Below are 21,443 nucleotides of genomic sequence, written 5' to 3'. Positions count from 1 at the left end.
GGCGCGGTAGGGTGGAGCACTACTTCTTCGCCATCTGCTTCTTCACCAGATCGATCTTCTGGTCGGTGAGCGGGATGGGGATCGTGTAGCCGGCTTCGGTAAAGCCCTGCTTGGCGTTCTCGAAGAATTTGATCGCCTTTTGATATTCGGCCTTGCCGCCGCCATAGCTGGCTCTGTTCCAGTGGACGTCGCCGAGATTGTTCTGCGCGAAGGCCCATTGCATGGGCAGGCTTTCCCTGGTGAACACCTTCAGTGTCGCCGTGAAGGCGGCCTCGGCATCGCCGAGATATCTGTCGGTGCGTTCGAGATTGCCGAGGTTGAGCAGGCTCATGCCGATGCCGTTCTGGGCGTTGGCCCAGTCGACCGGTGCCGCGTCGATGGTCAGCACTTCGAGGGCTGCCCTGCGGGCTGCGACGGACTCTAGCAAGGTCCTGGGGTCGGCATTGCTCATGCTCAGCCAGTGCAGCGTCGAGCCGAGGCCGGCCTGGGCCAGCGCCCATTGGCGCGGGTTCGTCTCGCGCTTGTACTCGCGCAATGCATCGCGGTAGGCGGCAATGGCCTCACCGTAATGTTCCGGCTTGTCGGTGACGCCGCCCAGAAGCTGCAGCGTGTTGCCGAGATTGTAGTGGCTCATTGCCCAGTCCTGCGGGAATTTCCGTCTGACATAGACCTGCCGGGCGGCCTGGAACGCCGCGGCCGACTGCTCCAGCTTGGCCGCGTCGCGGGTGCGCTGGCCAAGCGTCTGGTAGATCGAACCGAGATTGTTCTGCACTGAGGCCCAGTCCATCGGGAAACGCAGCCGGGTAAACACCGTCAGCGCATCGTCATAGGCTGCAGCTGCCTCTTCGAGCGCGCCGGTGCCCATATCGAAGCGGGCGACACCGCTCAGCGCGTTGCCGAGGTTGAGCCGGCTGGTTGCCCACGAGACCGGGAAGGTTTCACGGGTTCGCACCTCGAGTGCGGCACGGAACGCGTCGGCCGCCTCGTTTATCTTCGCCTTGTTGTTGAGCTGAATGCCAAGCGACACCAGCGTGTTGCCGAGATTGTTCTCAACCATCGCCCATTCAACCGGCGCCTTTTCGCGCGTGTATTCCTCAAGTGCCAGCCGGTAGGCCGCCTCGGCTTGCGTCAGATGTTCGCCGGCGGCCTCGCGCTCGGACAGCGCATAGAGCGCCAGGCCGAGATTGTTCTGCGAAGCGGCCCAGTCGAGCGGCACTTTTTCACGCGGGCGCTTCTTCAACGTCGCGCGCATTGCCACCACCGCCTCGTTCAGGCGCTTCGGGTCGCTCTGGCGTTCACCGATCTTCAACAGCACATTGGCCAGATTGTTCTGCGCGGCGGCCCAGTTGAGATCGTCCTTCTCGCGCTCGAACACGACAAGGGAATCGCCAAAGATCTGAGCCGCTTCTTCGAGGTGCGCGGTCTCCGTCTCGCGCTCGCCGATGGTCTGCAGCACCACCGCCATGTTGTTGCGGGTGATCGCCCAGTCGCGATTCTGTTCGCCATTGGGGATGAAGTTCAGGATGGTGCGATAGGCGTCGATGGAGTGCTGCAGCGCATCCAGATCGCCGGTGGCGTAGCCGTAAGCGTTCAGCGCCTCGGCTTCCTGGTTCTTGTAGTTCCAGCGTAGCTTGTCGTCCCATTTTTCGGCCAGCGAAAACGCCTTGGCGTAGTCGCCGGCGGCGGACTTGTAATCGAACACCAGCCCCGAGGCATCGGCGCGTCTGGCGTAGATCGCGGCATCGGCAAGGCGCTTCTGCTTGACGAGATCCTCGGCCTCATCGACCGCATCGCTGCTCTGTTCGACCCGGCCGACCGCATCGTCGAGGAATTTGCGCGCCGTCACGATGGCGCCCTGGCCGATCGCCTTGTCGGCGGAGGCGACCAGGCGTTTGATCTCCGGATCGTCGGTGCGCAGCGCGGCACGTTCGGACATCATTTTCTTCAGGCGCTCGGCCTGGGCGTCGAGCACCTTTTGCAGGTCGGACGGATCCTCGGGGATCTTGTCCGTTCCGAGCGCCTTCAGCACGCCATAGAGCGCATCGAGCGGCACGCCTTCCTGCAGTGAGGCCAGTTCCACCTGCGCCCGTTTCGGGTCGGGCAGGTCGGAAATCGTCAGCAGGAGCTGACGCCGCTCGCCGGTGATCAGCCCGTCGTCGCCGGTCGGCTCCGCTGGTGCGACGCCGAAATAGAGCAGCCGGCGCAGGCTTTCATTGACCCAGGGGCGCTGCCTTGCCTTGGTGTCGAGGTAGACTTCTTCGGTCACCATGCGCATGACCGAGCCGAACTCGGTGCCCTTCATCGCCGCGAGGTGGCGCAGCAGGGCGGACGCGTAAGGGCTGTTTTCGCCAGCGGCGCCATCGAGCGCGGGACGACCCGGTTCGGCGGCAAAGCCGACCACCGTGCCCAGGCTCGCGTCGGCCGCCGGCGCATTGCCGAGCGCCTTGGCGCCGCGCACCGGTTCCAGCCCGCCGGCCCCAATCGGCGAGGCGGAAGCGGTCGGTGCGCGTCGCACCACGGCATCCTGCGGGAACGGATTGGTGCGGCAGGCGTCGAGCAGCACGATCGTCACCGGCACGGTCGCTTTTAAAGCATCCATGACGGCGGATATCGGCACCAGCGCTTGGTCGGCATCTTTCAATGACGACACGTCGGCATCGACCGGAACCAGATAGTTCTCGCCGCCGGCCTCGATGCCGTGACCGGAATAATAGATGAAGGCGACATCGGCGCCTTCGGCATCTTCCGTGAAACGCTCGAGGTCGCGCTTCAGCTTGGTGGCGTCGCGATCGGTGACGCTGCGCGCATCGAAGCCGAGGTCGGTCAGCATCTTGGCCATGTCGCGGGCGTCGTTGGCGGGGTTGGGGAGGGCGGCGATGTGTTCGTATTTCGACTGGCCGATGATCAGCGCCACGCCCTTGAGGCTTTTCGTCTCGGCAACTGCAAGCGCGGTCGCGGCAAGACAAATCAGTGCGGCGACGAAAGCCGTCAGCCACGCCTGCCGCAAAAGAGTACGCTTCGTGGCTTCGACAAAGGCCATTTGTCGTTCGTGCCCGCCCTGATGATCCAAACCCTCTATAACGCTGCCAGCCGACGATGATCAAATTCGGGCGCGATTGCGTCGCGGCCGTGGCTCGCCTATCACGGGAAACTCGCCCGTCACGGTAAAAATGTCTCCGCTCACCGAAACCGTCCTTTTCGTCTTCAGCCTTGTCGCGCTCGGCTACCTCGCCGGGTTGACCGGCTATTTGAAGCCGGCGAGCGGCGAGGGGATAGCCGACTTCGCGGTCTCAGTGGCGATGCCGCTGCTGCTGTTCCGAACCATGGTGAATGCCGATTTCCACGGCGTGGCACCCTGGCCGCTGTGGGGCGCCTATTTCGCGGCCGTGGCGATCACCTGGGCCGCCGGCCATCTCGTCACCACCCGGATCTTCGGACGGGATGCACGCGCCGGCGTCGTCGGCGGGGTTTCGTCTGCCTTTTCCAATATCGTGCTGCTCGGGGCTCCCTTTATCCTCGGCATATTCGGAGCGGATGGTTTCGAGGTGCTGTCCTTGCTGGTGTCGGTGCATCTGCCGATCATGCTTATGGCTTCGATCGTGTTGTTTGAGATGTTCGGCCGGAGCGGCGGCGAACCCGTGCATCCCTTGCGCATCATCCGTAGGTTCCTGAGGCGGCTGTTCATCAATCCGCTGATCATCGGCATTCTGGCGGGTCTCGCATGGCGCGTCACCGGTGCGCCGCTGCCGGATGTCGCCATACGCCTGGTCGATGCTCTGGCCGATACGGCCGGTCCTGTGGCGCTGTTTGCCATGGGACTCAGCCTGCGCCGCTTCGGCATTTCGGGCAATGTTAGGCCGGCGCTGGTGCTTTCGGTGCTGAAGCTATTGCTGATGCCGGCGCTGGTTCTGGCCTTCGTCTGGCTGCTCGGCCTGCCGCCCTTGACGGCCAAGGTGGCGGTGATGGTGGCCGCGATGCCATCCGGCGTCAATTCCTATCTGATCGCGGTCCACTTCAACACCGGCCAGGCGTTGGCGTCGAACCAGATGACCATCGCCACGGCCTGCTCCGCCCTCACCACCGCGTTCTGGCTGACGGTGGTGCTGCACGTTTTCTGATGGGGTATGTCGATATTCAGATGATGCCGGCCCGCGATGGGGGTGTCATAGTCGGCCTGCTCTCGCCGCGGGCTGGTCCAACCCCTATATGCCATCTTGCGATTGCTTGCGGGCCTTGCGCTAGGTAAAGAGCAGTGGCTCCGGCGTGCCGGCTTCAGTCCATGGCGCACGCTCACCGAAGACTTCACAGACCGGCCCGTCAGCGCGCCGAACGGAGGATAGACCATGCTTCAGAAAACCAGCCATTTCATGCGGCAGGCCAATCTCATCAATGGCGAATGGGTGCAGGCCGACAGCGGCCAGACGGTCGACGTCAACAACCCGGCCACCGGTCTCAAGATCGGCACCGTGCCGAAGTCGGGCAAGGCCGAGACCCGCCGCGCCATCGAGGCCGCCGCCGCCGCCTTCAAGTCGTGGCGCAAGACGACCGCGCTCGAGCGCTCGAAGCTGCTGCGCAAGCTGCACGACGCGATGATGGACAATCAGGACGTGCTGGCCGAACTGCTGACCATCGAGCAGGGCAAGTCGCTGTTCGAATCGAAGGGCGAGATCGGCTCTGCCGCGGCCTACATCCTGTGGTTCGCCGAGGAAGGCCGCCGCACCTATGGTGACGTCGTGCCCTCGCCATGGGCGGACCGCCGCATCCTGGTGACCAAGGAGCCGGTCGGCGTCATTGCCGCCATCACGCCGTGGAATTTCCCATCCTCGATGCTGGCCCGCAAGCTCGGCCCGGCGCTTGCCGCCGGCTGCACCGCGGTCGTCAAGCCGGCCTCGCAGACGCCTTACTCCGGCCTCGCCTGGGGCGCGCTTGCCGAGGAAGTCGGTTTTCCCAAGGGCGTCGTCAACATCCTGACCGGTTCAGCCAGCGAGATCGGCGACGAGATCTGCGCCAATCCGCTGGTGTCGAAGATCACCTTCACCGGATCGACGGAGGTCGGCAAGCTTCTCATCCAGAAGTCGTCGGTCACCGTCAAGAAGGTGTCGATGGAGCTCGGCGGCAACGCGCCGTTCATCGTCTTCGACGACGCCGACCTCGAGCGTGCCGTCGCCGGCGCTATCACCGCCAAGTATCGCAATTCCGGCCAGACCTGCGTCTGCACCAACCGCTTCCTTGTCCAGGCTGGTGTCTATGACAAGTTCGTCGAGAAGCTCGCTGCGGCGAGCAACGGGCTGAAGGTCGGTTCCGGCCTCGAGGACGGCGTGCAGCAGGGACCGCTGATCGACGAGAAGGCGGTCGAGAAGGTCGAGGAACTGATCGCCGACGCCACCGCCAAGGGCGGCAAGATCGTCGCCGGCGGCAAGCGCCATGCGCTCGGCGGTTCGTTCTTCCAGCCGACGGTCATCGCCAACGCGACACCCAAGATGCGCTTCATGAAGGAAGAGATCTTTGGCCCGGTCGCACCCGTGTTCAAGTTCGAGACCGAAGAGGAAGCCGTCGCGCTCGCCAACGACACTGAATTCGGCCTCGCCTGCTATTTCTACACAGGCGATCTCGGCCGTGCCTTCCGCGTCATGGAAGGGCTGAAATACGGCATGGTCGGTGTCAATGAAGGCCTCATCACCACGCCGGAGGCGCCGTTCGGCGGCGTCAAGGAATCGGGTCTCGGCAAGGAAGGCGGGCATCAGGGGATCGAGGACTATCTCGACACCAAATATGTCTGCATCGGCGGCCTCGGCCTCTGATAGGCTATCTCTGAGAAGGGGAGGCCAATGGCCTGCCCATCTCTCATGGGAAAACCAGCCGAAGTCTTCTGGATCAACTGGCATTTACGGGCATGGCGATGAAGGACGGCGAGGTTTTCGGTACGACTCAGGCAGGCGAACCAGTGCGTCGCTTCACGATCAGGGGCGGCGGTATCACCGCCAACATCATCGGTCTGGGCGCAATCATCCAGGATTTGCGCCTGACCGGGCACGATGCGCCGCTGGTGCTCGGCTATGATCGTCTGGAAGGCTACGAGACGGATACGGGCTTCTTCGGCGCGGTCGTCGGCCGCTATGCCAACCGCATCCGCGATGGCCGCTTCACCATTGGCGGCAACCGCTACCAGACCGAGCAAAACTTCCTCGACAAGCATACGCTGCATGGCGGCTCGCAAGGTTACTCCCGCCGGCCGTGGACGGTTTTCCTGCATGGCAGGGATTTCGTCACGCTGACGCTGCACGATCCCGACGGCACAATGGGTTTTCCCGGGGCGCTTGACGTCACCTGCACCTACCGGCTGAAGATCCCCGGCACGCTCAGCGTCGAGCTGACCGCCACCTGCGAGGAGCCGACGCTGTGCAATCTCACCCAGCATTCCTATTTCAACCTGGATGATGGCGGCGCCGGCGACATTCTCGACCACAGGATGATGCTGAATGCCGGCGCCTATCTGCCGGTCGATGGCGACATGATCCCGACCGGGGTGGTCAAGCCGGTAGACGGCACGCCGTTCGATTTCCGCCAGGCGCGGCCGCTGCGCATGGAGACCGAGGGTGAGCAGCTGCCCTACGACCAGAATTTCTGCCTTGCTTCGACACGCGGGCCGCTCAAGCAGGCGGCATGGACGCAAGGCGCCAGTTCCGGCGTCGAGATGGAGGTCTGGACAACCGAGCCCGGCGTTCAGCTTTATACCGGCCAGTATGTGACGCCGCGCACCGGGCTGGAGGGGCGGAACTACAAGGCCTTTTGCGGTTTCTGCCTCGAGCCGCAGGTGTGGCCGGATGCGCCGAACCGGCCCTATTTCCCGCAGGCAACGCTGTGGCCGGGCGCGATCTACCACCACGTCACGGAATACCGCTTCCGCCTGCCTTAACGTTATCCGGCGAATGCCGCTCGCAGCGTGTCGAACGGCGCCAGCGCGCCGCGCACCTGCACCACGGCGGCGGCGACACGATGGGCACGGCGCGCTGCTTCCAGCGGGTCATGGCTGGCAAGACGGGCCGCAAGATAGCCGCCGTTGAAGGAATCGCCTGCGCCGGTCGTGTCGGCGGGAGCGGCGACATGGATCGCCGGGACTTCGCGCCGTGTTCCTCCTTGGGCAATCAGCGCCGGCGCTTCGCCATTCTTGACGACGATCTCGCCGACGAGTTGCCCGAGCCGCTCCGCGGTCGCTTGCGGTGTTGCATCGCCAAACAGCATCTGCTCGTCGGGGAAGGTCGGCAATGCGATGTCGGTGACGGCAAGGGCTTCGACGATCGCTACCTGCGCCTCCACGCGATTGCGCCAGAGCCGTGGCCGGTAGTTGGGGTCGAAGGCGACAAGTGAACCAGCCGAGCGCGCCTTGGCGACGGCCGCCAGCAACGTGGCGCGCGCGGCCTCGTCCAGAATTGCCAAAGTGATTCCGGAAAAGTATACAAGCGCTTGGTTTTCCAGGTTTTTCGACAGCGCGGCCGGATTCGAGGCGAGCTGCCGGGCAGCAGCGTCGGAACGCCAGTAGGTGAAGGAACGCTCGGCCCCGGTCAGCGTGATGGCATAGAGGCCGGGCCGTGCGCCCGCTATGACCGGGCTGGAGCCGATGCCGATGCCGTTCTCGGCGAAGAAATCGATCTGGCCTTGCGAGAAGGGATCGTCGCCGAAGGCCGAGACATAGGTTGCCGGCCGGTCTGCACTTAACGCATGCAGCGCCCACAGCATGTTGAACGTGTCGCCGGCAAAGCCCATGCGCCAGTTCGGTCCCGTCTGGCCCGACAGTTCGAGCATGCATTCGCCGATCGAGGCGACGCCGGTTCCCGCCATGTACAGTCCTCCTGTGATCTCGGTGCTGTAGCTTTTTGCCATCGGCAGCGCCATGCTTGGCAAGCAGGGTTTTTTCCGCCACAGCGTTTTCCCACAGGCTGGCGGGATGCGATCCGTTCGGCAGAGCGTTGTCTGCACAAGAGGAACCGGTTTGGCATCACTATGGCGTTATCTCTTAGCAGGTCTTGGTCTGGCCGCCTTGCTGGTCGGCATTCTCGCGGTCGTCTATCTGACGGCGCCGCGGTCGGCGCAGCCTGCCGGCCCGGATGTCGCGCGGACGAAGAAAAGCGACAACGGGCTGTACATGGCGAGCTTCGTGCCGGAACGGGGCGTGGTGCGGCAGGGCGAACTGGAATCCTGGCTGCTGACCCTGAAAACAAAGACAGGGGCTTCGGTGGAGCGCGCCGCGATCGCCATCTCCGGCGGCATGCCGCAACACAATCACGGCCTGCCGACCAGCCCGCAGGTCACCGATTACCTGGGCGAAGGCCGTTACCGCGTCGAGGGGCTGAAATTCACCATGAGCGGCTGGTGGCAACTTCGTTTCGCCATCTCGTCCGGCGCCGGCTCCGACACAGTACTGTTCAACGTGGTGCTGTGAGCGATCGATGAAGCGCCTTTTCTGCTTTCTGGCGCTGGTGGTCGCCGTCAGCCTCGTCGGCTGCGGCAAGCCGGATTTTTCCGACGCCGAGAAGAAGACCATCGCCTCGCTGGCGCTGTCGAGGTTGCCGGCGCTGAAGCCCGACACCACCAACCGCTTTGCCGACGTGCCGGCCGCCGCCGCACTCGGCTCGACGCTGTTCTTCGATCTGGGCATGAGCCGCGACGGCACGGTGTCGTGCTCGACCTGCCACAAGATCGACCGGCAATTCCAGGACGACCTGCCGCAAGCGGTCGGTGTCGGCCACACCAACCGGCGCACCATGCCGTTGGCCGGCGTGGCGCGCGATCCCTGGTTCTTCTGGGACGGCCGCCGCGACAGCCTGTGGGCGCAAGCGCTGACGCCGCTCGAAAATCCGCTGGAGCAGGCGGGAAACCGCGCCGCCTACGCGCATTACATCAAGGCGCGCTTCGGCGAGCGCTATGAGCGCATCTTCGGGCCGCTGCCCGACTTCTCCGACATGCCGTTGAATGCCAGCCCACTTGGAACAGATGCCGAGAAGGCTGCCTGGAACGCGATGAGCGGTGCGCAGCGCGACGCCATCAACGGCGTCTTTGCCAATATCGGCAAGGCGATCGCCGCGTTCGAACGGTCGATCGAGCCGGCGCCGACGCGCTTCGATCGCTTTGCGCTGGATCTCGCCACCGGCGCCGAGCCGAAAGGCGATGCGGTCTTTTCCAAGGAGGAAATCCTTGGGCTGAAACTGTTCATCGGCAAGGCCAATTGCGTGACCTGCCACGACGGCCCCCGCTTCACCGACAACGGTTTTCACAACACCGGTGTGCCGCCCGTTGCGGTTCTGCCGCTGGATCGCGGCCGCATCGATGCCGTGCGCCAAGTCGAGGCCGACCCATTCAACTGCCTTGGTGCCTTCCGCGATGGCGACGCCGGCGCCTGCGGCGAGTTCCGCTTCATGGTCAAGGATGCGCCGCAACTGATCCGCGCCTACAAGACGCCGTCGCTGCGCGGAGCGGCAACGCGGCCGCCCTATATGCATGCCGGCCAGTTTTCGTCGCTCGACGAGGTGGTGGCGCACTACGCCAAGGCTGCTCCCAGCGTCGAAGGGGTGTCAGAGGTTCACCCGCTGGAGCTTTCAGACCGAGAGCGTGCGGCGCTGGTGGCGTTCCTGAAGACGTTGGCGGAGTGAATTACCGATCCTTGACCGTCTCCATCGCCACGAAGGTCGAGGTCTGGGCGACGTGGGGGAGCGCCGAGATGCGCTCGCCCAGGACGCGGCGGTAGGCGGCGATATCCCTTGTGCGGACTTTCAGCAGATAATCGAAGCTCGATGCCATCATGTGGCACTGTTCGATCTCGGGCACGGCCTGTACGGACCGGTTGAAGGCGTCGAGCGCGGCGGATCGGGTGTCGGACAATTTCACCTGGACGAAGGCGACATGGCCTTCGCCCATGCGCTCGCGGTCGATGATCGCCTGGTAGCCCCTGATGTAGCCGTCCTTCTCCAGCCGCTTCACCCGCGCCTGCACCGGCGTCTTCGACAGGCCGACCTTTGCCGCCAGTTCTGACATGGAAAGCCGGCCATCGCTTGCCAGCGCGGCGAGGATATTCCTGTGGATGCGGTCCAATTGGTCTTCTGTCATCGAGTCTACAGTCCGTATGATAATTTTTGCATACCAAGATAGACCGAATGACCTGTGATGTCGATTTCTTTGGACCGGTCGAAATTTCGCACCTGTGCTAGCTTGCGCCATTCGGTCCGGTGACCGCCGGCCCGATCCCCTTTGCTCGATCCATGGGACCGCCATGCCAGCGCTTGATGCCATCCGCCAGCAGATCCGCGCCAACTACCTGCCCGATGAAGACGAGGCCGTGCAGCGGCTTGCCGAGGCGACGGGCCTTTCAGTGAAAGACCGCAAGGCGATCTCGGCCCGGGCCGCCGATCTGGTGCGGGCGGTACGCGGCTCGTCGGATCCTCGGCTGATGGAAGTCTTCCTCTCGGCCTACGGCCTCTCCACCAAGGAAGGCGTGGCGCTGATGTGCCTGGCCGAGGCGCTGCTGCGCGTGCCTGACACCGAGACGATGGACGACCTCATCGCCGACAAGATCGCGCCGCACGACTGGTCGGCGCATTCCGGCGGCTCGAGCTCCATCTTCGTCAACGCCTCGACCTGGGCGCTGATGCTGACCGGCCGCGTTCTCGATGAGGGCGAGGGCGGCATCGAGGGCACGCTGCGCTCGATGGTGCGCCGGCTGGGCGAGCCGGTCATCCGCAAGGCGGTGGCAGCCGCCATGCGCGAGATGGGCGAGCAGTTCGTGCTCGGCCGCACCATCGCCGAGGCTGTCAAGCGCGGCCGACCGATGACGCAGAAGGGCTATCTCTATTCCTTCGACATGCTGGGCGAAGCAGCCCGCACCGAGGCCGACGCCTTGCGCTATCACAAGGCCTATGCCGACGCGATTTCGTCGCTCGATGCCGGCTCCAACGGCCCTGATATCAGGCAGAACCACGGCATCTCGGTCAAGCTTTCGGCGCTGCACCCGCGTTATGAGGTGGCGCAGAGGGACGAGATGCTGCCTGTCATGGCCGAGCGGTTGCTGTCGCTGGCGCTGGCCGCGCGCCATTCGCGCATGGGCCTCAACATCGACGCCGAGGAGGCTGACCGCCTCGATCTGTCGCTCGACGTGATCGAGCGGGTGCTGGCCGAGCCGGAGCTTGCCGGCTGGAACGGCTTTGGTGTCGTGGTGCAAGCGTATGGGCCACGCGCGGCCTTCGCCATCGACTGGCTCTACGCGCTGGCCAAGAGATACGACCGCAACATCATGGTGCGGCTGGTCAAGGGCGCTTATTGGGACACCGAGATCAAGCGGGCGCAAACGCTGGGACTGTCAGGCTATCCCGTCTTCACCCGCAAGGCCAACACCGACGTCTCCTACATGGCCTGCGCCAAGAAGCTGCTTGGCATGACCGACCGCATCTATCCGCAGTTCGCCACTCACAACGCGCATACCGTCGCCGCGATCCTGTCGATGGCGACGAATCGCGATGCCTTCGAGTTCCAGCGCTTGCACGGCATGGGCGAGGCCCTGCACGAGACGGTGCGCCAGGCCGAAGGCACACGCTGCCGCATCTATGCACCGGTCGGAGCGCATTCCGATCTGCTTGCCTATCTGGTCCGCCGGTTGCTGGAGAACGGCGCCAACTCCTCTTTCGTGCACCAACTGACCGACGAGGACGTCGAGCCGGAGGACATCGCCCGCGATCCGCTCGAAACCGTCGAGAGCCAGGGTCCGGCCGCCAATCCGGCGATTGCCCGGCCTTCCCAGATTTTTGGCGCCGGCCGTCGCAACTCGAAGGGTTTTGATATCACCGACACGGTGACGCTGGCGGCGATCGACAAGGCCAAGGCCGCTTTCGCCGGGCCGGATCGCTGGCATGCCAAGCCGATCACCCGTGCCGCCGGCTACGGCAAGCAGCGCCCGATCGTCAATCCGGCAAAGCCTTCCGAAGTGGTCGGCACGGTCAGCGAGGCCGCTGCCAAGCAAGTCGCGACCGCCGTGCGCATCGCGGTGGAAGCGCAACCGGCCTGGGCGAAGCGTCCCGTGGCCGAGCGCGCCGCCATCCTCAACCGCGCCGCCGATCTGTATGAGGCGAATGCCGTCGAGTTCTTTGCACTGGCCACAAGGGAGGCCGGCAAATCGCTGGCCGACGGTGTGGCCGAGGTGCGCGAAGCCGTCGACTTCCTGCGCTACTACGCCACCGAGGCGGCCAATGCGGAGGCGGGCACGCAAGCGCGCGGCGCCATCGTCTGCATTTCGCCATGGAATTTCCCGCTCGCCATCTTCACCGGCCAGATCGCGGCAGCACTTGTCACCGGCAATTCGGTCATCGCCAAGCCGGCCGAGCAGACGCCGCTGATCGCCTTTCGCGCCGTCGAACTGCTGCGCGAGGCCGGCGTGCCGGAAGACGTTATTCAGTTGCTGCCTGGCGACGGCCCATCGGTCGGCGGGCCACTCACCGCCGATCCGCGCATTGCCGGCGTCTGCTTCACCGGCTCGACCGAGGTCGCCAAGCTGATCGAAAAACAACTGGCCGAGACCGCCGCGCCCGACGCCATGCTGATCGCCGAAACCGGCGGCCTCAACGCCATGATCGTCGATTCCACCGCGCTGCCCGAGCAGGCGGTGCGCGACATTCTGGCCTCGGCCTTCCAGAGTGCCGGCCAACGCTGCTCAGCGCTGCGCGTGCTCTACGTGCAGAAGGACGTCGAGAAGAAGATGCTGGAGATGCTGAAAGGCGCCATGGAGGCGCTCAGCATTGGTGATCCCTGGCGGATTTCGACCGATGTCGGCCCTGTCATCGACGACGAGGCGCAAAGCTCGATCCGCGAGTACTGCACGAAGATGGGCCTGCAGGGCCGGCTGATCGCCAAGCTCGAGGCACCCAAGGAGGGTCGCTTCGTCGCGCCGCACGTCTTCCGGGTCAAGGGTATCGAGGACATGGAGCGCGAAGTGTTCGGGCCGGTGCTGCATGTCGCCACCTTCGACGCCGACGAGATCGATGCGGTCATCGCCGCCATCAACCGCAAGGGCTATGGCCTGACCTTCGGCCTGCACACCCGCATCGAGGGCCGCGTACAGCATTTCGTCGACGGCATCCATGCCGGCAACATCTATGTCAACCGCAACCAGATCGGCGCCGTCGTTGGTTCGCAGCCCTTTGGCGGCGAGGGGCTGTCGGGCACTGGACCGAAGGCCGGCGGTCCGCACTATCTCAGGCGCTTCCGCAAGGGGCCGGAGGCCGGTACCCATTTGCAGGATGGCCATAAGGTGACGGCGACCGAACTTGCCGACAATCTGCCTGATCCCACACTTGGCGGCTGGTCGACGCGTCCGGACCGGATCGCCATTCTGAGGAAGCATCTGCGCGGCAAGGGTGCCGCGGCCATAGGCGCCGCCGCCGGCATCGACTTCGGCCAGGTCGACCTGCCCGGGCCGACCGGCGAGGCCAACACGCTGTCGCTGTCGCCGCGCGGACGGGTGCTGTGCCTTGGTCCTGATGGCGACACGCTGCTCGCGCAGACGATCCAGGCACTCGCCGCCGGCAATGCGGTGCTGGCCGTGGCGCCCGGTGCGCCGTCGGCACTCTCGGCGCTCACCGGCAAGGGTCTACCGCTGGCCGCCATAGACGGCCGGCCGGATCCGGTCGAAGCGCGCTCGCTGCGCGTCGATGTCGTTGCCTTCTCGGGCACGCCCGAGGCCGCGCGCATCGTGCGCAAGGTTATCGCTGAGCGCTCCGGCCCGATCGTGCCGCTGGTCAGCGAGGTGCTGAACCCGGCGGCCTATGCACATGAACGGGCTGTCTGCGTCGACACCACGGCCGCTGGCGGCAATGCGAGCCTGCTGGCCGCTGCCTAGAGAGCTGGCGGGTATTCGGCGCCGCAAGGGGAGAAGCCGGCAAACGTAAGGCGTTGCCGGCTTGGTGAATTCGGGCACAAGATCAGAAATTCGTTTCCACTGTAGCCTGCGGAACTGCCGATCGTCTCGGTGCCACGTAGTCTTGCCGATGTCGGATGGTCCGACACCAACCGGGTTTTCTCATCGCCAAATCGTGGTGGTGGCGCCAATCCGATTGAGGCAAGGACGAGGAGACGAAGATGGCTTCAAGATCGATCGTATCAGGCTCATTGGCGTTGCTGAGCGGGCTGATTTCTTGCAGCGGCGCCGACGCCGCCGATTTCGCTTGCTGGCAACCCAACAAGACTGTCTTGGCCGCCGATGAGGCGGGTGAAGGCTACTGGACCAAGGAGCGGCGTGACCGGGCCGTTTCCGAAAACGACGGCGGCAACGTGACCGCACCCAAGCCTGAGGGGCTTGCGGCCACCGCACGAGTCGACGTGACTCAGCCGCCTTATGAATATGGCGGCAAGCTCTTCTACACCCGCGACGGAGTCGACTATACGGCCAGCGCGCAATTCGTCTCGGAAGACAACGTTCTGCTGGCCGCGGCGCACAGCATGTGGCGCGGCGATAAGCATGCGGTGAACGTCGTGTTTTACCCTGCTTATGAAGATGGCGCCGGGACGAGGTTTATCGTTGACCAGGCCGCGGTGCTGACGGATTGGATTCCAGTCAGTCCCAATCCGCCAAGCGCGGAGAAAAGCGCTCTCGACTATGCTGCGCTGCGCACCACGGCAAATTCAGATGCCGGAAAGTTCGTGCTCAGCCAGGATGGCAGTTTCACCGCCGTCAGCATGATGGGGTACCCCGGCAATTTTGGTGACGGCAAGTATATGTACAAGCAGGACTCGACGAAACTAGCGCAGGTTGGCGGCACCTATCTAGCCGCGCCAACTGAATTCGGAACGGGGGCCAGTGGCGGGGCATGGTTCGCGCCTGACAACAGCCTCGTCAGCGTGGTGTCCGCGCAGATCATGCAGGGCAAGACGCTGGCGATGACTGGCCCGGCCCTTACCGCGACCACAGAGGCGATGATCGCCTTCGTGAAGGGTGGGTGCAACTGAGTGAGGTTCTAGCTGTCGGCCAGCGGCGATCGCGAAATGTTTCGTATCGCCCCTTCATCGAGAATGGTGATACGGTTGCCGCTGAGCCGGATAAGCTTTTCGTGTTTCCAGGATTGAAGTTGAACGTTGATCCTCGGCCGGCTGGCGTTGATCATCTGACCGATCAGGCTTTGAGATATAGCGCGGTCGATGACAACGCCATCCCCGACACGTCGGCCATGTGTTTCGCTCATGGAAACCAGCAAGCGAGCGAGCCTCGTCTCCAGGGAATGGATTGACAGGCCCTCGGCGAACAACAGCGATTGCTGAAGTCGGCGGCAGATCGTTTCGAGAAGCCCCTTGGTAAAGGCCGGATTGGTCAGCAGCCCTTCGAAGATCGGCTTGTCGAGTGCAAGGAGATGCGTCTTGCGGCTGGCAACACAGTTGGTCAGCCGCTTCGAATTCGAAAGCAACTCCATTTCGCCGATCGTGTCGCCGACCCGCAATTCGGCAACTATCACTTCCTTGCCGTCTTCCGAATTGAAGGAAACATTGACGCTTCCGGATGTGATGATCGAGAGCTGGTTACATGGGTCGCCCGGCTGGAAAATCACCTGGCCCGATTCATAGCGGTATTCGTGAGCCGTTTGCGCGATTTCCGTTAGCTGGCTCTGATTGAAGTCCCCAAAGATATTGGCCGATAGAAGCCCTGAGATCCGAACCGCATTCTTCGCACTATTCGACATGTATGCTCGGCCTATGTCAGCGAAACTTAACTTTAGACAACATAAATATACATAGGAATTTTAGTGTTGAAAAAGAATATTTTGGTGTCACCTAGGATACAGCTAAATAATATAAATTTGAATACCTTGTTCTTGTGCAGGCCATATTGCGCAATCTTTGATTGCGGCGGATTGCACCCAAAGTGACCGGACTGGCTGCATCGGCCACCGGTGACACCGCGGTCAAACCCAACAACGAGGAGCTACCAGAATGAGATTCTTGATGGGCACCATGGTCAATGCCAAGGTAGAGGCTGGACAGCCTTATTCGCTGACCGTCCTTAACCAGAACAGCAAATTCCAGCAGTTTGCCCTTTTCCAGACGATCCCGGACATCGTCGGTCCCTCGGTCAATCCGGTATCTTTGGCGTGGATGCTCGGCGGGGCAGCGCCCGGCAGCATCAGCAACCCGAGCCAGTCAGTATTTTCCTGGGAAATCAACTACCAGGTCAACACTGGCTACATCCAGGATCAGGGAACAACTACCAACCCCCGACGCTTCACTACGGCGTCCAACGCCGACGTGATGATCAACACCCAGAATTCGATTGGCGTTACGTATCTCGGACCGTTCCCCTATGGTGCGCCGGCCTTTCCGGTCGGCCCGACGAACGGCAAGGCGGGGCTGATCAGCGTGCAGTCGGATACCACAATCCCGACGGCAATCGTTCAGGCGAGCCAGTCTGTCAGCGTCAATGTCGGTATCGCGATGAATGCCAAGCCGACGATTGCTGTGCAGGCGCTGCCCAACCTGCTGTACCAGTTCACGCCGAAGCCGACCTACTACATCATTGCCGGCTCGTACGTTCAGGGCCAGGTTATCGACACGGCCACCTCGTCCAACGCCTACCAAGTGGTCTTCCAGGGCGTGACCGACCGTACGGTGGTATTCACCGAACAGAACCAGTTCCAGGACAACTGATATGGCGCAAGCGTCGCCGGCCAGCCAGCCGGCGACGCTTCTGGTCGGCCTTCGTCGCCTGTGGGTTGGGGAGCAGCAGCTCGGGGTCCGTCCTGCGCTGAACTCGCGTTGTCTTCACACCTCTTCGGGTGCGCAGCCGAACTTCAGCGAATTGCCGTGCGGATCCCGGATATAGAATTCCTTCATGTTCCAGGGCCGGACGGTGAACGGACCGAGCGCCGTGACGCCGCGCGCGGAAAATTCGGCGTGCAGCGACGGAACCTCGCCGCCCCTGATGTAACAGGATGAAACCTCGGGCAGCTTGCGGTCGTCGCTCTTCCAGAAATGGATCTCGATCTCGCCGCGACGCACGATCAGATAGTCGTCCATCTCCGGTCCGACGACACCGAAGCCGAGTTCATCGCGATAGAAATCGCGTGTCGCCGTAAAGTCGGGCGAGGGCAGGATCGGGACGCTGCGCGCAGGGTCCTCGGCCGGCGTTGGCATTTCAGGCGCCTTCTACAACCGAAAAACCCTCGAACTGGGGGTGGCCGAGATAGTGGACCTTTGTCGTGCCGACATTTCTATGGGCGGCACGGAAATTCTCCGACTTGGTCCAGGCGATGAAATCATCGTGGCTCGCCCACACCGTGTGCGACGCAAACAGCGTGTAGCCTTCGGTCTCGTTGACCGGGCCGCGCAGCAGGTGGAATTCCCGGAACCCTTTCATCCCCGCGAGGCTGGAGTCGCGGTTCTTCCAGACGGCTTCGAAGTCGCTCTCCGAGCCAGTCTGCACCTTGAAGCGGTTCATGGCGATGTACATGGTGGTTCCTTTCAGCGTTGATGAATTATGATTGATTGTTGGCTTGGACGGCCGAGGTTCTTAAAACGGACCGATTGCGCCGGTGAAGACAAGACTGTCGCCGACCTTTGGCGGAATGGGTGGGAAGGGTGCCGCCTTGCGCACGATGCCGAGCACGACCTGATCGAAATCTGGCGATCCGGAGCTTTGCAGAATGCGCAGCTCATCGATACCGCCACGGCTGCCGATGACGAATGTCACAACGGCATTGTTGCGGGCGGTCAATTGCACAGAAGGCGGGACGGCGCGATTGACACGGCTGAGCTTTCTGATGACGTCGCCGCGGTAGCTGTCTTCCGCGGCACTGCCTGCCTCTTTCTGTTTTTTGCCCTTGCTGGCGGCCTGCGCCAACCGGTCCTGACCATCCGCCGTGCCGCGTTTCTCATCCGCCGCCTTCGAAGGGGCAGCTGCCGGAATTGGCCTGGCGCTGGGGATCGGCGGCTGCTCTGGAACGGCGACAGGCACTTCGGCGCTCTCGGCCTGAACGGTCGGCTGCGCCGGCGTTTCGCTCTTGGGAGCCACGCTCTGGTCATCGGATCGTGGCGCGCCGGCCACCAATATGTCTGGGGTGACCGTCTGCTGTCTGACAGGTTCCGGCAAAGGCATGAGCGGGGGCTTTGCCGCTTGCTCGGCTGGCTGAGAAGGCTCCATTGGCGGCGACGGCTTGGGCGGCGTTGCCGGCTGTGGTTTGGCCGGTTGCGGGTTCGGCACCAGAGCAACATTTATTGCTGCCGGATCCTTATCCAGCGCGCTGCCGACCACGTTGGTGCCCGACTGATCACTGCCTTCCGACTGCATTGCATCCTCCAAACTGGATGTCCCTGAAGGCGAGATCAGAAAAGCCGCTGCCACCGCGGCATGGAGCAGACAGGAGACGACGATCGCTGCCGTCCATTTGCGGTTCCAGGCCGACGGCCGCGGCAGCGCAAGCGGCTCGGTTGGTTCTATGGCCAGCTCGGCGCTGGCGTCCGGGAGGGGGTTGATATCCTGCATGTCTCGCCGCGAGACCTGCAGCGACAAGAGCAGAATTGTCAAATCAAGATCGCTTGGTCCAAACGACAGCGCATAGAACCGGCCGGCGGCCACGCCACGGAGTTTTCCCGGAGTGCGGGATGCAGTCCCACCTCAGGCGCCGAAAGCGATACCGGTTTTGGTGTCCGTCTTCAGCTTGCGCATGCAGGCATTCGGTTCGATGCCGGTGCCGGCGCACTCCGTTGCGCTGTTGATCAGCACGCGGCTGACTTTCGCACATTCGGTGCCGGCCAGATCGAAACGCGTCACCTTGGTCTTGCCTGCAGGCAATTCCTTGAAATCGAGCACGGTCAGCCGGTCGACGACGCCGGCCTCGTTGAACAGGGCGATCTCGAATGCAGCCTTGGACAGGTCGGCGCCGAGATTGTTGTTGACCACGAACGTCAGCCGGCAACCCTTGTCTGAGGGTTGCGCACCGTTGAGTTCAAGGGTGAGCGCGGGGACCGGCGCGGACTCTTGCGCCCACGCCGGAACCATCGCAAGCGACATCGCCAGCGTCGAGGTCAGCAGACGAAGGGATGTCGTCAAGCTCGTCATGGTCATCAGCCTCCAAACCGCATCGTTGCCGCCAGCTTGAGCGTTGTGCCCGGCTCATAGACCGCAACTGTCGTGCTGCCGTTCAGCGGGTTGGCGTATTTGACATCGAACAGATTCTCGGCGCGGAAATCGATCTTGAGATTATCGGTCGCCTGATAGCTCGCGAAGGCATTGACCAGCGTGTAGTCCTTGGCCACCGCATTGCCCTTCGGCTTGCCGTTGTACTGCACTTCGCCGCCGACAGTCAGTTTGTCCTTGAGGAAGCGCAAGCCGAGCTGCGCCGTGACCTGGGAGGAGGGGATGGTGGCGAGATCTGCGCGGTCGCCTTCATACGATATGGTGTGACCATTGATGATGGAGGCCGAAAGTCCGGCATACCCCCACGCCGCGTCGTAAACGCCTTCCATTTCGAAGCCGTTGATCTTGGCCTTGGCGAAGTTCTGATACTGGAAGCAGATCGGGATCCCTGGGCCGAACGGGCAGCCGCTGGTCGGATCGAATGCCGACAGCGTCACGCCTTCGATATAGTCGTCGACATCGTTGTTGAAATACGCTGCTTTGAGACGAAACGCGTCGCCAGCCTCGATAATGTCGTTCTGCTTGTAGTTGAAGCCGAATTCGGTCGTCTTGCCGGTCTCAGGCCGCAGATTGGGATTGGGCAGGAACGGGAAACTCACGCCTGCCGGGTGATTGCCGCTGATCAGCGTCTCGGTAATCGACGGCGAGCGATAGCCTTCCGCATAGGTACCGTAGAACTGAAGGCCGGCAAGGCCTGCCGATTCGAACGGCGAGACGCCGACGGTGATGCGCGGCGACAACCGGTCGCCCGATGTTTCGTGTGTGTCATCCTTGAGGCTGTAATTGTCGTAGCGCAGCCCGGCGATGACTTCGAGCCACTCCCAGGTGAGCTTGTCCTGGACATAGGCGCCGGAGACGTTGCGCTTGCCGGACGGCGTGTAGAAGCTGTCGCCGCCGGCGGTGCCGCCGGTCTTGACGTTGTCGCCAACCCAGTCGCCGCCATAGGTCAGTTCGTGCGCGATGCCGGCAGTCTCGAACCGGGACGTGTTCCAGATGTCGATGCTGGTCGTGCCGATGTCGAAGGTCGACGTCGAGCCTGCCGGCTGCACGATCGGAAGGCCGGTGGTTGGATCGAACCGGCTAAGAGGGACGAGGCTGGCCAGATAGAGGTTGGTCTTGTTGTAAGAGGTGTTGATGTGGAGATCGAGCCAGCTCTTGTCCTCATCCGTGATGTTGTAGCGGGCCGTGAAGGTGTTCGACTTCAGGTCGACGTCATTGACCGGCACGCCGCCGCTGATCTCGTTCCAACCGTCGCTTGAGCCGACCCATCCGAGCTTCAGTTCGCTGTTGTCAGTTGGGCGGATGGTGGTCTTGAGCAGGCCGCTGAGCACATCGAAGCCGGTGCCCTTGACCGTGTCGCCACCGCCATCCTTGTAGTCGTCGTAGTTGCGGTAGACGATGTTGCCCAGCGCATCCCAGTTCTCGTTGAAGCGGTAGGCGCCGGATGCGCTTGATGTCCAGCCCTTGCCGTTGCTCTCATAACGTCCCGTGACGGAACCGGCCCATGTCTCGTTCGGCTTGAGGAAATCCTCGGCGTCCTTGGTGTCGAAGAAGACGACGCCGCCGATGGCACCCGAGCCGTAGGTGTTGGCGACAGGACCGCGGATCACGTCGACGGATTTGACGAGCTCGGGGTCGAGATAGAAGGTCGACTGGGTGCCGTGGTCGGAACGCTGGAAATTCTGACGGGCGCCGTCGACGATGACCGCGACGCGACCGAAATCCTGCAAACCGCGGATGTTGATGCTGGTGCTGACGCGCCTGGCGTCGGCCTGCGCGGCGACACCGGGCACGCCGAGCAGCATCTCGTTCGGCGTCGTCGCCATGCGGTGATCGAGCTGTTCCTGATCGACATGGCTGGCAGAGGCGAGCGATTCGATCGCCGTCTCGCCGGTGCGGCTGATGACGAGGATCTTGTCGAGCAGCGTTGCGCCCGCTGGTGCGGCCTTCTCTTCGTCAGCCTTCTTCGTTTGATCTGTCTGCTGGTCCGCCGCCTGCTGAGCGTTGGCCAGTTGCGCCGACAAGGCGATCGCCGCCACGGTTGCCAGCAAAGCCGCCGCGCCGTTCGCGGCCGACCGGCCGCGCCATTCCCAATTCACCAACCCCATGCCCCAACTCCAAAGTCCAGGTTTCATGCTGGCTGGCCCGGGGCTGGCTGGCATTTTTGATCGTGTCCGACGTCTTAAATCTTGACTCATTTAATCCAGTATTGCACTGACTAATAAACATGATTATTCAAGTCAAGAATGAATCGGATTACGCAACGCCTATCCAGACGCCCGGCACA

General features: G+C 63.0%; 17 protein-coding genes. 8 read left to right on the top strand and 9 right to left on the bottom strand.

The features are described 5' to 3' along the window. Positions 1-19: 19 nt before the first annotated feature. A complete protein-coding gene (locus ASD99_RS17065; RefSeq protein ID WP_057144353.1) occupies positions 20-3,040 on the bottom strand; it encodes a caspase family protein in 3,021 nt (1,006 codons plus the stop codon). Between the two features lie 130 nt (positions 3,041-3,170). Here ASD99_RS17065 and ASD99_RS17060 point away from each other — a divergent pair, with 130 nt between their 5' ends. The 3 genes from ASD99_RS17060 to ASD99_RS17050 all read left to right on the top strand — a co-directional run bounded on the left by ASD99_RS17060 (position 3,171) and on the right by ASD99_RS17050 (position 6,916). Then, positions 3,171-4,118, top strand: coding sequence for an AEC family transporter (locus ASD99_RS17060; RefSeq protein WP_056596162.1), 948 nt, complete (start codon positions 3,171-3,173; stop codon positions 4,116-4,118). Between the two features lie 225 nt (positions 4,119-4,343). After that, positions 4,344-5,801 carry an NAD-dependent succinate-semialdehyde dehydrogenase gene (locus ASD99_RS17055; protein ID WP_056596159.1) on the top strand — a complete coding sequence of 486 codons (1,458 nt, stop codon included), beginning with the start codon at positions 4,344-4,346 and terminating at the stop codon, positions 5,799-5,801. Positions 5,802-5,893: 92 nt separating this feature from the next. Continuing rightward, positions 5,894-6,916, top strand: coding sequence for an aldose epimerase family protein (locus ASD99_RS17050; RefSeq protein ID WP_057144352.1), 1,023 nt, complete (start codon positions 5,894-5,896; stop codon positions 6,914-6,916). 2 nt (positions 6,917-6,918) lie between these two features. Here the strand turns inward: ASD99_RS17050 and ASD99_RS17045 are convergent, their stop codons facing one another. Further along, positions 6,919-7,839 (bottom strand): sugar kinase, encoded by a 921-nt coding sequence (locus ASD99_RS17045; RefSeq protein ID WP_057144372.1) that lies wholly within the window; start codon positions 7,837-7,839, stop codon positions 6,919-6,921. 151 nt (positions 7,840-7,990) lie between these two features. On the opposite strand from ASD99_RS17045, the gene ASD99_RS17040 reads away from it, so the two are divergent. Continuing rightward, the gene (locus ASD99_RS17040; RefSeq protein ID WP_056596152.1) at positions 7,991-8,440 is read left to right on the top strand and encodes a FixH family protein; all 450 of its coding nucleotides are present in this window, start codon (positions 7,991-7,993) and stop codon (positions 8,438-8,440) included. 7 nt (positions 8,441-8,447) lie between these two features. Further along, positions 8,448-9,647: a cytochrome-c peroxidase gene (locus tag ASD99_RS17035; protein WP_057144351.1), complete on the top strand. Its 1,200-nt coding sequence runs from the start codon at positions 8,448-8,450 to the stop codon at positions 9,645-9,647. A gap of 1 nt (position 9,648) precedes the next feature. On the opposite strand, the gene ASD99_RS17030 is transcribed toward ASD99_RS17035, so the two are convergent. Beyond that, the gene (locus ASD99_RS17030; protein ID WP_057144350.1) at positions 9,649-10,101 is read right to left on the bottom strand and encodes an Lrp/AsnC family transcriptional regulator; all 453 of its coding nucleotides are present in this window, start codon (positions 10,099-10,101) and stop codon (positions 9,649-9,651) included. Between the two features lie 163 nt (positions 10,102-10,264). Here ASD99_RS17030 and putA point away from each other — a divergent pair, with 163 nt between their 5' ends. Next, positions 10,265-13,876, top strand: coding sequence for a bifunctional proline dehydrogenase/L-glutamate gamma-semialdehyde dehydrogenase PutA (gene putA, locus ASD99_RS17025; protein ID WP_057144349.1), 3,612 nt, complete (start codon positions 10,265-10,267; stop codon positions 13,874-13,876). Positions 13,877-14,115: 239 nt separating this feature from the next. Then, a complete protein-coding gene (locus ASD99_RS17020; protein ID WP_156389006.1) occupies positions 14,116-14,982 on the top strand; it encodes a hypothetical protein in 867 nt (288 codons plus the stop codon). 8 nt (positions 14,983-14,990) lie between these two features. On the opposite strand, the gene ASD99_RS17015 is transcribed toward ASD99_RS17020, so the two are convergent. Next, positions 14,991-15,707, bottom strand: a complete 717-nt coding sequence (locus ASD99_RS17015) for a Crp/Fnr family transcriptional regulator (protein ID WP_056596135.1) — start codon at positions 15,705-15,707, stop codon at positions 14,991-14,993. Between the two features lie 262 nt (positions 15,708-15,969). On the opposite strand from ASD99_RS17015, the gene ASD99_RS17010 reads away from it, so the two are divergent. Then, a complete protein-coding gene (locus ASD99_RS17010) occupies positions 15,970-16,668 on the top strand; it encodes a hypothetical protein (RefSeq protein WP_056596127.1) in 699 nt (232 codons plus the stop codon). A 114-nt stretch (positions 16,669-16,782) separates the two neighbouring features. Here ASD99_RS17010 and ASD99_RS17005 read toward each other — a convergent pair whose 3' ends face one another. The 5 genes from ASD99_RS17005 to ASD99_RS16985 all read right to left on the bottom strand — a co-directional run bounded on the left by ASD99_RS17005 (position 16,783) and on the right by ASD99_RS16985 (position 21,264). After that, positions 16,783-17,154, bottom strand: coding sequence for a bleomycin resistance protein (locus tag ASD99_RS17005; RefSeq protein ID WP_057144347.1), 372 nt, complete (start codon positions 17,152-17,154; stop codon positions 16,783-16,785). Position 17,155: 1 nt separating this feature from the next. Further along, entirely contained in the window at positions 17,156-17,470 is a 315-nt protein-coding gene (locus ASD99_RS17000) for an antibiotic biosynthesis monooxygenase family protein (RefSeq protein WP_057144346.1), read from the bottom strand. A 60-nt stretch (positions 17,471-17,530) separates the two neighbouring features. Next, positions 17,531-18,544 carry an energy transducer TonB gene (locus tag ASD99_RS16995; RefSeq protein WP_244483029.1) on the bottom strand — a complete coding sequence of 338 codons (1,014 nt, stop codon included), beginning with the start codon at positions 18,542-18,544 and terminating at the stop codon, positions 17,531-17,533. Positions 18,545-18,634: 90 nt separating this feature from the next. Next, a complete protein-coding gene (locus tag ASD99_RS16990) occupies positions 18,635-19,078 on the bottom strand; it encodes a hypothetical protein (RefSeq protein ID WP_057144371.1) in 444 nt (147 codons plus the stop codon). A 5-nt stretch (positions 19,079-19,083) separates the two neighbouring features. Continuing rightward, on the bottom strand, positions 19,084-21,264 hold the full coding sequence (locus ASD99_RS16985; RefSeq protein WP_082583318.1) for a TonB-dependent hemoglobin/transferrin/lactoferrin family receptor: 2,181 nt from the start codon (positions 21,262-21,264) through the stop codon (positions 19,084-19,086). Between the last annotated feature and the right edge of the window lie 179 nt (positions 21,265-21,443).

The sequence above is a fragment of the Mesorhizobium sp. Root695 genome, assembly GCF_001428185.1.
Taxonomy (GTDB): domain Bacteria; phylum Pseudomonadota; class Alphaproteobacteria; order Rhizobiales; family Rhizobiaceae; genus Mesorhizobium.
The sequence above is the reverse complement of the archived record's forward strand: the minus strand, read 5'-3'. Positions and strand labels throughout refer to the sequence as shown.